Below are 12,264 nucleotides of genomic sequence, written 5' to 3'. Positions count from 1 at the left end.
CGTGCACCACTCCGACGGCTATGGACATGCCCAACGAGCACAGGCACCCGCGTAATGAATAAACAGTTTGGGTTTTTACCCTAAAAAAGTTTTACGAGGAAGATCTATGGATCAAGCCGGTATCATTCGTGATTTACTAAGCTGGCTGGAAAGCCATTTGGACCAACCTTTATCGCTGGATAACGTGGCGGCAAAAGCGGGTTATTCGAAATGGCATCTTCAACGGATGTTCAAAGATATTACCGGTAACGCCATCGGCGCTTATATCCGGGCCAGGAGACTCTCCAAAGCGGCCGTGGCACTGCGTTTAACCAGCCGGCCGATTTTGGATATTGCCTTGCAATATCGCTTTGATTCGCAACAAACCTTTACCCGCGCCTTCAAGAAGCAGTTTGCGCAGACGCCGGCCCTGTACCGCCGGGCCGAGGACTGGAGCGCGTTCGGTATTTGCCCGCCGATCCGCCTGGGCGCGTTTACCCTGCCGCAGCCGGAGTACATCACGCTGCCGGAACAGCACCTGATCGGCCTGACGCAGAGCTATTCCTGCACGTTGGAGCAAATATCCAGCTTCCGCAGCGAACTGCGCATGCAGTTCTGGCGCCAATATCTTGGCGAGGCCAAGACGCTGCCGCCGGTGCTTTACGGGCTGCATCACGCCCATCCCAGCCAGGAAAAAGACGACGAGCAGGAAGTGCTCTACACCACGGCAATGGAGCCACGCTATCTGTCGGATCACGTGCAGGAAGGCCAGCCGCTGATCCTGCAGGGCGGCGAATACGTGCTGTTCCGTTACAAAGGGCCCACCGACGGCCTGCAGGATTTTATCCTAACGCTCTACGGCACCTGCTTGCCGGCGCTGAAGCTAACGCGCCGCAAGGGCCACGATATTGAACGTTTTTACCCAAAAGGCGAGCGCAATTCACCGCACAAAGAAGTGGAGTGCGAATACCTGATCCCGATCCGCCGCTAGCGCTGTAGTTCGTCCAACGCGGGCATATCCAAATGCGAGACATCGCCCGCGGTTTCGACGATCCACCCGGCCGCCAGCCACGCGCTTTGCTGGTGATCGATGCGCGACAGCGAACAGTTGCGCAGCCGCAGGCGCCGCTCGGCGTAGGGCGGCAGCCCGAGCACAGTGCTGATCAGGCAGCCCAGGGCGATGCCGTGGCTGACCAGCACCGGCCTGCTGTTTGCCGGCAGCGACAGGCAACTGTCCAGCGCAGCACGCATGCGTGCGCCCAGCTCCACCATCGATTCACCTTGAGGGATGCGGCCATCAGCAGTACCATCAACCATCTGTTTACGCCAGCCTTCTTCTTCCGGCGACAGGCCGTCGATCAGGCGCTCTTCCAGAACGCCCATATGCAGCTCGCGCAGGCGCGCATCGTCAATCACCTCACAACCGCAGGCATCGGCAATAATCTGCGCGGTGCGGCGGGTGCGGCCCAGATCGCTGGTGATAACGTGCGTAATGCCTTCTTTACTGACGCGCCTGGCAACCAGGTGGGCCTGATGTTCACCCGCCGCGGTCAGCGGGCTATCGGACTGGCCCTGGATACGGCGGGCAACGTTCCATTCCGTTTCGCCGTGGCGAACAAGGTATACCTGTAACATTGTTGTTTTCCGTTATACTGCGTGAAATTTGTGTTTGTTTTTGCCGGCGCCCGCGGTAACCCCGGCGCATCGGAGAACGCTTCAGGCTGCAACCCGTTTGGCTGAGCCAAACTTCCCGGCCCGTAGCTTGTATCTGCATTCATGGGCGCCTACCGCGCTCATCCGCAGAAACGCTGCGGCCTCACTTTAAGGATGCCAGACCCGCTATGTACCATGTTGTCGCTGCAACTACCAACCCGGCAAAGATCAAGGCCATCCAGCAGGCCTTTGCCGACACTTTTGGCGCAGAACAGTGCCGCATTGAATCCGTCGACGTCGCCAGCGGCGTATCGCTGCAGCCTATCGGCAACGTAGAAACCCGCACCGGCGCACGCCAGCGCGTGATGGAAGCGCGCCAGGTCCGGCCGGAAGCCGACTTCTGGGTGGGCGTGGAAGCCGGGATCGAAGAGAACATGACCTTTGCCTGGATGGTGGTAGAAAACCCGCATACCCGCGGCGAATCACGCTCTGCCAGCCTGATGCTGCCGGAAACTATTTTACAAGGGATCCGGGCAGGGAGCGAACTGGGAAATGAAATGGCGGCGCTGACCGGAAACAGCGACGTAAAACGGCAGGGCGGCGCCATCGGCGTGTTTACCAACGGGCGTTTAAGCCGCTCCAGCGTTTATTATCAGGCCCTGCTGTTGGCACTGGTGCCATTCCACAACCCGATTTACCAACAGCATCACACCGGGCGCCTTACCCAATAGGGTTACTCGGGCGCATCACCGAGCAACTGCTGCTCCAGCCACTGTTTCAGCGCCGGGGAAGCCGCCTTCAGGCTATTGGAGCCGCGCGTGATGGTGGCGATCCCGGTGCCAAGTTCATTCTTCAGCTCGCGCTGGCTCATCTTGCCGCGCATCAGTTCCTGAATAATCCGCAAGCGCGTACCCAGTGCGGTACGCTCATCCGGCGTCAACAACAACTGCAGCAGCGGTTGATGCAAATCCCGTTCAAACGCCCCCTGCAGCAGCGCAATAAAGTGCTGCCAGTCTTCGTTGCCGTGTTCTGAAAGAGCGGGATCGTTACGCGATACTTGCGTCATGGCAGCCACCATACTATTTAACGAGTACAGCAGCATACCATAGCGCTGTCAAAATCAATAACGCCGCTGCCATTCGGCATCGGTCAGCACTTTTACCGGTTGATGCATGAAATAGCGGTAGAAAGCATCATACGCCAGGACATTTTTGACATAAGAGCGGGTTTCCGAAAACGGAATACTCTCAATGAACGCTACCGCGTCAATCCGCCCCGCGCTGTTGCCCAACCAGGTATTTACCCGCGACGGGCCGGCGTTGTATGCCGCCGAAGACAGGATACGGTTGCGGCCGAACTGCTGGTACACATACTCCAGATAGCTGGTGCCAATGGCAATATTAGTTTGCGGATCAAACAGTTGACTCGGGCTGGAATACCCTGGGATGTTACTCATCTGCACCGTATGCTGCGCCGTGCGCGGCATCACCTGCATCAGGCCGGCGGCCCCCACCGGCGATTGCGCTTTTGGGTTCCAGGCGCTTTCCTGGCGGGCGATCGCCATCGCATAGCTCTGCGTAATCCCCTTATCGTCGGTCGCCTGGCGGAACTCACGCGCCCAGGCCATCGGGAAGCGCTCTTCAAGGTTATCCCATAATTTACCCACAATCGTCGCCTGCACGCTGAGATCGGCCCAGTGCTGCTCAAAGGCATAACGCGCCAGCGCCTCTTGCTCCGGCCGACTGCGGCTGGCGACAAAACCGCCCCACTCGCTGCGCGCCAGGTTATCCATATTCCAGTACATCAGTTCACGCACCCGGGCAACCTCGGGGCCGCTGACCAACGCCGTACGCGGCTTGGCGGCGATAGCCACCATCACCGGATACTGAACGCCAAGCTTTTGTGCGGCCACCATCGGGTAGAAACCACGATCGTTAACCAAACGCCGCAGCATCTCTTCACCCTGAGTGCGATCGCCGTCTTCCAGCATCACGCTTGCACGCCAGTAGCGCCATTCATCTTTATTACGTGATTCTTCCGGCAAGCGCGCCAGCCAGGTTCGTAACCCCTGCCGGTCGCCAGCGCCCAGCGCCATGCGCACGCGCCGCTCCAGCAACTGCGGCGACTGGCTGCGCAGAATAACCCGATCGCGCCATTGCGCCTGCTCGCCGGTGGCGTCATTGCCCATCAGGCGCCATGCGACGACTTCCTCCAGCGCCAGCTTTTCGCTGTCGCTCATTTTCTGCAACCGAACCAACGTGGGCAGCATGGCACGGGCATTTTCCACATCCTGCCGCGCCAGGCGGGTAAACACGATACGGGTAGCCGAGCGGGTAAAATCGGTCGGGCCGACGCGGCGGGCAAAGCCCTCCACCGAGGTGGGATCGTTTTGCAGGGTGACCAGCGCATCCCCCATCGTGCGGTAGTCATCAGGCAGTTGCCGGGCCAGCGTGTTGACCAGTTTGGCATCGCCATCTTCCAGCGCCAGCTTCATCCGCGCCAAGGTGGTTAGCGGGGTCTGTTTACCCGCCGCCTGCCACACGCCAAACAGCCTGTCGCAAGCCCCCGGCAATGGCTTGCCGGTGAGCCAGATATTATCGGCCCCCGCCCAGGCGGCCTGCTGGTCACCGGTGGCCCATTTTGCATAATAGTAGTTACAACGGGCGGCAATAGGTTTCGGCTCCTGCGGGCTGAACGCCAGCAGCGCGGCCCAATCGCCGCGCCGGGCCAGTTCGTTGACAAAGCGGGGCGCCAGCGAACGCGCCGGCGGCAGCGTTGGGTGCTGCTTGATAAAGGCGCTGACCTCGGAAACGCCAACGGTGCTCAGATTCTGCGTCAGTTGGCGATATTCCAGATACGGATAAAGCGGATAATCTTGCAGCGTCGGCATCAGTTGCTGCACAACATCCATCTGATTGCTATCCCATGCCTGCTTGATCTGCAGATAACGCTGGCGCTGGGCATCCAGCGAATCAGCCCATACGGCGCTTGAAAGCGCCGCCAGGCACAGCCCAACCGCCCAACGCCGCCACTTGTCCACCTTGACCATACCTACTTTATCCTCATTGGTTTTCTTCCCCGCGGCCCAGCCCTGTGAAAGCCACACACCGCCGTGCCTGCGTAGCCGAAGCACAGCCTAACATAGACAACACAATCGCTTATCCATTCATTAATGTAGCCGAAGTTTACGCTGGCGCCCCCTTTTGCCGGCCACTGGCGAAAGTATCTTCTTGAGACAGCGTGAAAAGATGAAAAATAGCTAAGATTAATCCTAGAAAGCAGCACAAAAAGCGCACATCAGATACCGCTTATAATACAATCCGCGCCTGTTTGGTTCAGAGAGTATTGATACCGTTATGCGGTTGCGCGCAAACGACATTGTGCTTGATCACGTCAACTGAGCCGAATTTTTTATTGTTATACGGCTGCAACGCGTTGGGGCCAGTTGACCAGGATGGCTGATGAAAAGAGTAACCACTTCCCCACTACGGGTTTCCACCGCAAGGCAGGGCGCCGCACGCTTCCGGTTTTTTCGCCAACTCATCGTCGTGCTGATTGCGCTGTTGTCATTGTCTGGCCAGGCGCGCCCTGGCACCAACGAGCTTTATCAAAAACGCACGCATTCCGTCGCCACGGTGGTGATCGGCATCATCAGCTATACCCGCTGGCCCGTTGAGCCTAACCCGATTCGCCTGTGCATCACCGCCAACCCACAATACGCCGAGCGGCTGTTCGATCCCGTACTGCTCACGGCCCCCCGGCCTATCAAAACGGTACTCATGCCGTTAAACAGCCAGTTTCTGCCTGGCCAATGCGATGTGATTTACCTGGGGAAGATCAGCGCCAGCCAGCAACAGGCGTTGCTCCATCGCATAAGCGGCCACGCGATTCTCAGCATCAGTGAAAATGATAGCGAATGTTCCGTGGGCAACGCTTTCTGCCTGCAGATAGACGGCGATTACGCCAGCTTCAAAGTCAACCTGGACGCCCTAGCGCGCAGCGGGGTGCATGTGCACCCGAATGTGCTACAGCTGGCAAAGGGTCCGGAGCTGCCGCTATGAGCCCATTACGCCAAAAACAATCGCCCGCCCCACGCCCCACGCTGGGCAACGTGTTACAGCGGATGAACCTGGGGCTGGCGCTGATCGCCGTATGCACCGCGGGCGTATTCCTGACGCTAGTAGCCTTGTTCGCGCTGCGGGCTTACGCCAACCATAACCTGCATCTGATCGCGCGCTCCATCAGCTATACCGTGGAAGCCGCCGTGGTGTTTGAAGACCGTAACGCCGCACGCGAAGCGCTGGCATTGATCGCCTCGAATGAAGAGGTGCTGGATGCCCACATCCTGGATAGCAACGACAGGGTACTGGCTTCCTGGCTGCACCCGCAAAACGGCCCGCTGCACGGCCTGGAGGAAGTAGTCGCCCACTGGGTGCTGCCGGAACCGGTGACATTGCCGATCGTCCATGAGGGCAAACTGGTCGGTAAAGTTTGCCTAAGCGGCAACGGAAGCAGCCTGCTGCGTTTTCTGCTGCGGGGGATAAGCGGAATGATCGCGTGTATGGTGCTCAGTACCCTGTGCGCGCTGGTGTTGTCACGCCGTATGCTGCGGGGCATTGTCCGTTCGCTTGACGACATCGCCAACGTCGCCCACGCGGTGCGCAGTAACCGTACCTTCGGGCTGCGCGTACCTTCGGCGCCCATCGCCGAACTGCATGAGCTGAGCTGTGATTTCAACGGCCTGTTGGACGAACTGGAAGCCTGGGAAGCCAAGCTGAAACAGGAAAACGACTCGTTGACCCACCGCGCAACCCACGACAGCCTGACTGGGCTGGCAAACCGTGCCTTCTTCGAAGGGCGCCTTAGCCGTACGCTGCGCAATAACCAAGCGCCGCAAAAAGTCGCACTGCTGTTCATCGATGGCGACCGTTTCAAAGAGGTGAACGACACCTACGGCCACGCCGCCGGTGATGAAGTGTTGGTTTCGGTCGCCGGGCGGATCCGCGCCCAGCTGCGTGAGAGCGACCTGGTTGCACGGCTGGGCGGCGACGAATTTGCCGTTCTGTTGGCGCCGATCGACAAACTGGCCGACGTCACACGCATTGCCGACAACATTATCAGCAGCATGGAACAGCCGATTTTGTTGCCCAACGGGGTGAAGATCACCACCTCGTTGAGTATCGGCATTGCACTGTATCCCGACCATGCCGCCACGCCACAGGCATTGTTAGAGCGCGCCGATAGCATGATGTACCAGGCTAAAAGCCTTGATAACGGGGGCTGGCAGGCCGCAACGCGCAAATAAAACAACCATAAAATAAAAACCTGGGGATTGATTATGTTAAGAGACACACGCATACGGCCATTTTCATTGTTGGCACTCTTATTTAGCGCCCTGTTGCTTCTGAGCGCTTGCCAAAGCAAACACCAGGGATTAACGCCGGAGCAGATCGCCCTGTTGCAATCCCAGGGGTTCAAACTGACGGATAATGGTTGGGAGTTTGGTTTTTCCAATAAAGTGCTGTTCGGCAATAACGTTGATGAACTGACGCCGGCAAGCGCGGCGATCGTGGAAAAAATGGGGCGCGCGCTGCTCAGCGTCAACATTACCCAGTTCCGCCTGGATGGCCACACGGATAACTACGGCGAAGACAGCTATAACGATCGGCTCTCACTACGCCGTGCCGATAAAGTGGCCGATCTGCTCGCCAGCGTCGGCATTCCCCGCGCCGACATCGCCACCCGCGGCATGGGCAAACGCCAGCCGGTCGCGGATAACCGCACCGCCAGCGGCCGGGCGGAAAACCGGCGCGTGGCTATCATCATCACGCCCTAGCCATGAACCGGCGCATGCGGCGTGATGGCGAAAATAATTCGCGCTCCCGGCAGGCGGCAACTTGAAGTCTGGCCGGGATATCGTCATGATCGCGAGATGTTAGGCTGTGCCCCGTTACTGAAACGGGCTACACTTCAGCTCCAGACATTTTTGTCAAACTGATATAGAGAGGCTCAGAGCAACGTGGCTCAATACGTCTATACCATGCACCGCGTCGGCAAAGTGGTTCCGCCGAAACGGCATATACTGAAAAACATCTCCCTGAGTTTCTTCCCTGGCGCCAAGATCGGCGTGCTGGGCCTGAATGGCGCCGGTAAGTCTACGCTGCTGCGCATCATGGCCGGCATTGATAAAGAAATTGAAGGCGAGGCGCGCCCGCAACCAGGGATCAAAATCGGCTACCTGCCGCAGGAGCCGCAGTTGAACCTGGAACACACCGTGCGCGAATCGGTGGAAGAGGCGCTATCTGAAGTCGTAGGTGCGTTGAAACGCCTGGACGAAGTGTACGCGCTGTATGCGGAAGAAGACGCGGATTTCGACAAGCTGGCGGCTGAACAGGGCAAGCTGGAAGAGATCATCCAGGCACACGACGGCCACAACCTGAATACCCAATTGGAACGTGCAGCCGATGCACTGCGCCTGCCGGACTGGGATGCCAAAATCGCCAACCTCTCTGGGGGCGAACGCCGCCGCGTCGCACTCTGCCGCCTGCTGCTGGAAAAACCGGACATGCTGCTGCTGGATGAACCGACCAACCACCTGGATGCGGAATCCGTGGCCTGGCTGGAACGCTTCCTGCACGACTTTGAAGGCACCGTGGTGGCGATTACCCATGACCGCTACTTCCTCGACAACGTGGCCGGTTGGATCCTGGAGCTTGACCGTGGCGAAGGGATCCCATGGGAAGGCAACTACTCCTCATGGCTTGAGCAAAAAGACCAGCGCCTGGCGCAGGAAGCTTCTGCCGAAGCCGCCCGCCGTAAATCGATTGAAAAAGAGCTGGAGTGGGTACGCCAAGGCGCTAAAGGCCGCCAGTCCAAAGGCAAGGCCCGTTTGGCCCGCTTTGAAGAGCTGAACAGCACCGAGTACCAAAAGCGTAACGAAACCAACGAACTGTTTATTCCACCTGGCGCGCGCCTGGGCGATAAAGTGTTGGAAGTCAGTAACCTGCGTAAGTCCTACGGTGACCGCGTGCTGATTGACGATCTCTCCTTCTCGGTACCGAAGGGCGCGATTGTCGGCATCATCGGCCCGAACGGCGCCGGTAAATCAACGCTGTTCCGCATGATGTCCGGCAAAGAACAGCCAGATTCCGGCAGCATCGTGCTGGGGGATACCGTCAAGCTGGCGTCCGTCGATCAGTTCCGCGACAACATGGACAATAGCAAAACCGTGTGGGAAGAAGTTTCCGGCGGCCAGGACATCATGCGCATCGGCAATACCGAAATGCCAAGCCGCGCCTACGTCGGCCGCTTTAACTTTAAAGGCGTCGATCAGGGTAAACGGGTTGGCGAACTGTCCGGCGGTGAGCGTGGCCGTTTACACCTGGCCAAGCTGCTGCAGGTTGGCGGCAACATGCTGTTGCTGGATGAACCGACCAACGATCTGGATATTGAAACTCTGCGCGCCTTGGAAAACGCCCTGCTGGAGTTCCCGGGCTGCGCCATGGTGATCTCGCATGACCGCTGGTTCCTCGACCGTATCGCCACGCACATTCTGGATTATCAGGATGAAGGCAAGATTGAGTTCTTCGAAGGTAACTTTACCGAATACGAAGAATACAAGAAGCGTACGCTGGGCGCCGATGCGCTGGAACCTAAACGCATCAAGTACAAAAAGATCGCCAAATAAGCCTGTTGCTTTAGAAAAAGCCCGCAGCCGCGGGCTTTTTTATGGCAGCGGCAACGCCCGATCGTAGTCGGCAAATATCGGGTGTTGCACCACAACGTCGATAAAACACGCCAGGGCCGGTGAGTTGAGCTTGCGGCTTGGATAAACCAGATAAAGCGCATTGCCTTGCGCCTGCCACGCCGGCAATACCGGCACCAGTTTTTTCTGCGCCACCACTTCGCGGCTGAGAAACGCCGGCAGCAGTGTGATGCCCGCGCCGGCGATCGCACACTCACGGGCATAGAACAGGTTGTCGGTGGTGTGTGCCAATGGCAGTTGCCAACGGAAATACTCCGCCCCGCTCCGCAGGATCAGCGCTGACCAGGCGCGATGCGCAATGCAACGGTGCTGTTGAAGCTGCTGCGGGTGTTCAATGCTTGGGTACTGTGCCAAATAGTCCGGCGCGGCCAACAGATAGCGCGGCGCATACCCCAGTCGGCGGCCAATCAGGGTGGAGTCCTGCGGTTTACCGGTGCGCAGCGCGGCATCAACCCCCTCTTGCACCAGATCCACCATCGCGTCAGAAACCGATATCTCCAGTGAGACATCCGGATACTGCCGCTGAAAATCCGCCGCCAGCCGGGGCAGCAACGTCGCCCCCAGCCCGGCAGGCGCGGTGATCCTCAGCCTGCCGCTGGGGTTGTCGCGCAGGCGTTGCAGCGCCATATCGGCACGCTCCGCAGCGGAAAGCATCGCCTGGCAGTGTTCCAGATAGCGCTCGCCGGCAAAGGTCAGGTTAAGCTGGCGGGTAGTTCGGTTGAGCAGGCGCAGCCCCAGCTTCTGCTCTAACTGGCTGACACGCTGGCTAACGCTGGATTTTGGCAGCCCCGCCCGCTGGGCGGCGGCGGTAAAGCTGCCGCATTCGGCTACCAGCGCGAATAGCGCCATATCCTGCAACTGTTTAAACATTATTGTTCGCCTTAGATGAACACTCAGTTACCTATTGTCCATCTTATCACCTACCCCAGCGGGGACTAGACTAAAAGTCTCTATTCGAAAGGAGTACACGTATGTCGATCAAAGCTATTGCCGTAGATCCAAAGCACCCAGCCACTTTCATCGAAATCACCCCGGAGCAACCGACGCCGGGCAAAGATGACCTGCTGGTGGCGGTCAAAGCGGTATCCATCAACCCGGTGGATACGAAAGTCCACGCCGGCCTGCAAAAGAACGGCCTGCAGCATCCGCGTATTCTGGGCTGGGACGCGACCGGGATCGTCCAAGAAGTGGGCAGCAACGTCAGCGGGTTCAAGGTGGGCGATGAAGTGTGGTATGCCGGCGACATCACCCGCCCCGGCAGCAACAGCACTCACCAATTGGTGGATGCGCGCATTGCCGCGCACAAGCCCAAAAGCCTGGACTGGGCGCAGGCGGCGGCCATGCCGCTCACCGCGCTGACCGCCTGGGAAGCGCTGTTCGAACACCTGAAGATCCAGGAAGCCAGCGCAGAAAAAACCCTACTGATCATTGGCGGCGCCGGCGGCGTGGGCTCATTGGCGATCCCCTTCGCGGCCCAGCTTAGCCCGGCCACCGTGATCGCCACCGCTTCACGCCCGGCTTCGGCCGACTGGTGCCGTGAGCGTGGCGCCAAACTGGTGGTGGACTATCACGATCTGAAGGGCAACCTGGCGAAGGAAGGCATCAAACAGGTGGATTATATTTTGTGCCTGAACGATACCGACGGGCATTGGGCCGCCATCAGCGATCTGATCGCTCCGCTGGGCCACGTCTGCACCATTGTTGAAAACGCCCAGCCGCTTGATCAGGACATACTCAAACAAAAAAGCGCCGCCCTGCATTGGGAATTCATGTTCACCCGCAGCATGTATACCACACCGGACATTGCCCGCCAGGGCGAAATCCTGCAGCAGGTGGCTGAAATGGTAGATAACGGCAAACTGGGCACTACGCTGAGCGAAACGCTGCATGGGCTGACGGTAGAGAACCTGCTCGCCGCACATAAAAAAGTGCTGGCAGGCCATATGCAAGGCAAGCTGGTGATCGCCTACTAGGCCAGTAAACGGCGATGCGCCACGGCGTTGATTTGATGTGAGATAGAGCATAAAAGAACCGGGCAAAGCCCGGTTTCCTCATTGGGTTTTGTTTAGCGTTCTCTCTATCAGACGAACCGCAATCTGGTAGCCCACTAGAGTAACTATGCTGCAGCCGATGAGAAGTGAAATGCCAACAAAACCATCAATATCATTCTCACCAAATAAGCGAGCTGCTTTGTTCCAGAACGCGTATTCACCTTTTGTAACGGGGTCTGATGGCCTAGCCAGAAGAAACGTCAAAACATAGATCCCAACACCAAGGAGAATTTTAAATCCCGCTGGAACACGTCGAGCTTCCATTTAATATTACCTCTATCATGCCGTATGACATCAGACCATTGAACAATTTAACCCGTGGAGTAGAGAGTAATGCTTGGCGTATCGCCAAAAAATCGGTGCGATGCTGAAGGGTTATACAGCCCAAAGAAACCCCCATTGGGCCTGGCGGGTGAAGCCGAAAGTTTCCTCTCTCTACACCATTAACCCAAGTATGGTCATCAATTTTACCGTCGTCACGATAAAGAGCAAACCACTCATATTTGATAACTGGCGTTGGAGTTACCCAAGAATAAAGATTATGAAGGTCAGTGCGAATTACGCCTTTCCAGCCGCCAGTTGGCCGATTGACGATATGATAGCGCCCATCAGGAATTGGGCCGAGGCTAGGCACACCGATACAGCCTGCACGATTTCGGTATTGGTCTTTCCCCGAATAAGCCATGAATGTGCCGACGCCATACATCAATAGAGGGCTGAAGTCTGCGTCATTAACGACAAACTTTCCTTGTAAAGACATTAGGTTAATTCCTTTTTCGTTAAATCCATAAACAACCAAATAATTGTAGCAGACCA

General features: G+C 57.7%; 13 protein-coding genes. 7 read left to right on the top strand and 6 right to left on the bottom strand.

Annotated features, from left to right (window positions below; genetic code table 11):
* Positions 1-106 precede the first annotated feature (106 nt).
* Positions 107-970 carry an MDR efflux pump AcrAB transcriptional activator RobA gene (gene robA, locus AC559G_RS07260; protein WP_498912045.1) on the top strand — a complete coding sequence of 288 codons (864 nt, stop codon included), beginning with the start codon at positions 107-109 and terminating at the stop codon, positions 968-970.
* Here robA and gpmB read toward each other — a convergent pair.
* Positions 967-1,614: a 2,3-diphosphoglycerate-dependent phosphoglycerate mutase GpmB gene (gene gpmB / locus AC559G_RS07255; protein WP_498912044.1), complete on the bottom strand. Its 648-nt coding sequence runs from the start codon at positions 1,612-1,614 to the stop codon at positions 967-969. The two genes, robA and gpmB, sit on opposite strands and share 4 nt — an antisense overlap.
* Positions 1,615-1,820: 206 nt before the next feature.
* On the opposite strand from gpmB, the gene yjjX reads away from it, so the two are divergent.
* Positions 1,821-2,363 carry a non-canonical purine NTP phosphatase gene (gene yjjX / locus AC559G_RS07250; RefSeq protein WP_498912043.1) on the top strand — a complete coding sequence of 181 codons (543 nt, stop codon included), beginning with the start codon at positions 1,821-1,823 and terminating at the stop codon, positions 2,361-2,363.
* Positions 2,364-2,365: 2 nt separating this feature from the next.
* Here yjjX and trpR read toward each other — a convergent pair whose 3' ends face one another.
* Entirely contained in the window at positions 2,366-2,698 is a 333-nt protein-coding gene (gene trpR, locus AC559G_RS07245; RefSeq protein ID WP_438599444.1) for a trp operon repressor, read from the bottom strand.
* A gap of 54 nt (positions 2,699-2,752) precedes the next feature.
* A complete protein-coding gene (gene sltY / locus AC559G_RS07240; RefSeq protein WP_498912187.1) occupies positions 2,753-4,672 on the bottom strand; it encodes a murein transglycosylase in 1,920 nt (639 codons plus the stop codon).
* Between the two features lie 421 nt (positions 4,673-5,093).
* Here sltY and yfiR point away from each other — a divergent pair, with 421 nt between their 5' ends.
* The 4 genes from yfiR to ettA all read left to right on the top strand — a co-directional run bounded on the left by yfiR (position 5,094) and on the right by ettA (position 9,319).
* The gene (gene yfiR, locus AC559G_RS07235; protein WP_498912042.1) at positions 5,094-5,693 is read left to right on the top strand and encodes a YfiR family protein; all 600 of its coding nucleotides are present in this window, start codon (positions 5,094-5,096) and stop codon (positions 5,691-5,693) included.
* Positions 5,690-6,937: a diguanylate cyclase gene (gene dgcN / locus AC559G_RS07230; RefSeq protein ID WP_498912041.1), complete on the top strand. Its 1,248-nt coding sequence runs from the start codon at positions 5,690-5,692 to the stop codon at positions 6,935-6,937. Before yfiR ends, dgcN begins: the two co-directional genes overlap by 4 nt.
* Positions 6,938-6,970: 33 nt before the next feature.
* Entirely contained in the window at positions 6,971-7,468 is a 498-nt protein-coding gene (yfiB, locus tag AC559G_RS07225; protein WP_498912040.1) for an outer membrane lipoprotein YfiB, read from the top strand.
* A gap of 183 nt (positions 7,469-7,651) precedes the next feature.
* A complete protein-coding gene (gene ettA / locus AC559G_RS07220) occupies positions 7,652-9,319 on the top strand; it encodes an ABC transporter ATP-binding protein (RefSeq protein ID WP_498912039.1) in 1,668 nt (555 codons plus the stop codon).
* 39 nt (positions 9,320-9,358) lie between these two features.
* On the opposite strand, the gene AC559G_RS07215 is transcribed toward ettA, so the two are convergent.
* The gene (locus AC559G_RS07215; RefSeq protein ID WP_498912038.1) at positions 9,359-10,267 is read right to left on the bottom strand and encodes a LysR family transcriptional regulator; all 909 of its coding nucleotides are present in this window, start codon (positions 10,265-10,267) and stop codon (positions 9,359-9,361) included.
* Between the two features lie 101 nt (positions 10,268-10,368).
* Between AC559G_RS07215 and AC559G_RS07210 the strand changes: the two genes are divergently transcribed.
* Positions 10,369-11,370: a zinc-binding alcohol dehydrogenase family protein gene (locus tag AC559G_RS07210; RefSeq protein ID WP_498912037.1), complete on the top strand. Its 1,002-nt coding sequence runs from the start codon at positions 10,369-10,371 to the stop codon at positions 11,368-11,370.
* 78 nt (positions 11,371-11,448) lie between these two features.
* On the opposite strand, the gene AC559G_RS07205 is transcribed toward AC559G_RS07210, so the two are convergent.
* Both AC559G_RS07205 and AC559G_RS07200 read right to left on the bottom strand, forming a co-directional pair.
* Entirely contained in the window at positions 11,449-11,712 is a 264-nt protein-coding gene (locus AC559G_RS07205; RefSeq protein ID WP_498912036.1) for a hypothetical protein, read from the bottom strand.
* Complete coding sequence (locus AC559G_RS07200; protein WP_498912035.1) at positions 11,681-12,208, bottom strand: DUF2778 domain-containing protein; 528 nt, start codon at positions 12,206-12,208, stop codon at positions 11,681-11,683. Before AC559G_RS07200 ends, AC559G_RS07205 begins: the two co-directional genes overlap by 32 nt.
* Between the last annotated feature and the right edge of the window lie 56 nt (positions 12,209-12,264).

The organism is Gibbsiella greigii, assembly GCF_039540155.1.
Taxonomy (GTDB): Bacteria; Pseudomonadota; Gammaproteobacteria; order Enterobacterales; family Enterobacteriaceae; genus Gibbsiella; species Gibbsiella quercinecans.
The sequence above is the reverse complement of the archived record's forward strand: the minus strand, read 5'-3'. Positions and strand labels throughout refer to the sequence as shown.

Coding starts and splice junctions, on each gene's coding strand:
- yfiB (WP_498912040.1), top strand. CDS start 6,971: ATGTTAAGAGACACACGCATACGGCCATTTTCATTGTTGGCACTCTTA.
- dgcN (WP_498912041.1), top strand. CDS start 5,690: ATGAGCCCATTACGCCAAAAACAATCGCCCGCCCCACGCCCCACGCTG.
- AC559G_RS07215 (WP_498912038.1), bottom strand. CDS start 10,267: ATGTTTAAACAGTTGCAGGATATGGCGCTATTCGCGCTGGTAGCCGAA.
- robA (WP_498912045.1), top strand. CDS start 107: ATGGATCAAGCCGGTATCATTCGTGATTTACTAAGCTGGCTGGAAAGC.
- AC559G_RS07205 (WP_498912036.1), bottom strand. CDS start 11,712: ATGGAAGCTCGACGTGTTCCAGCGGGATTTAAAATTCTCCTTGGTGTT.
- AC559G_RS07200 (WP_498912035.1), bottom strand. CDS start 12,208: ATGTCTTTACAAGGAAAGTTTGTCGTTAATGACGCAGACTTCAGCCCT.
- gpmB (WP_498912044.1), bottom strand. CDS start 1,614: ATGTTACAGGTATACCTTGTTCGCCACGGCGAAACGGAATGGAACGTT.
- yfiR (WP_498912042.1), top strand. CDS start 5,094: ATGAAAAGAGTAACCACTTCCCCACTACGGGTTTCCACCGCAAGGCAG.
- trpR (WP_438599444.1), bottom strand. CDS start 2,698: ATGACGCAAGTATCGCGTAACGATCCCGCTCTTTCAGAACACGGCAAC.
- AC559G_RS07210 (WP_498912037.1), top strand. CDS start 10,369: ATGTCGATCAAAGCTATTGCCGTAGATCCAAAGCACCCAGCCACTTTC.
- yjjX (WP_498912043.1), top strand. CDS start 1,821: ATGTACCATGTTGTCGCTGCAACTACCAACCCGGCAAAGATCAAGGCC.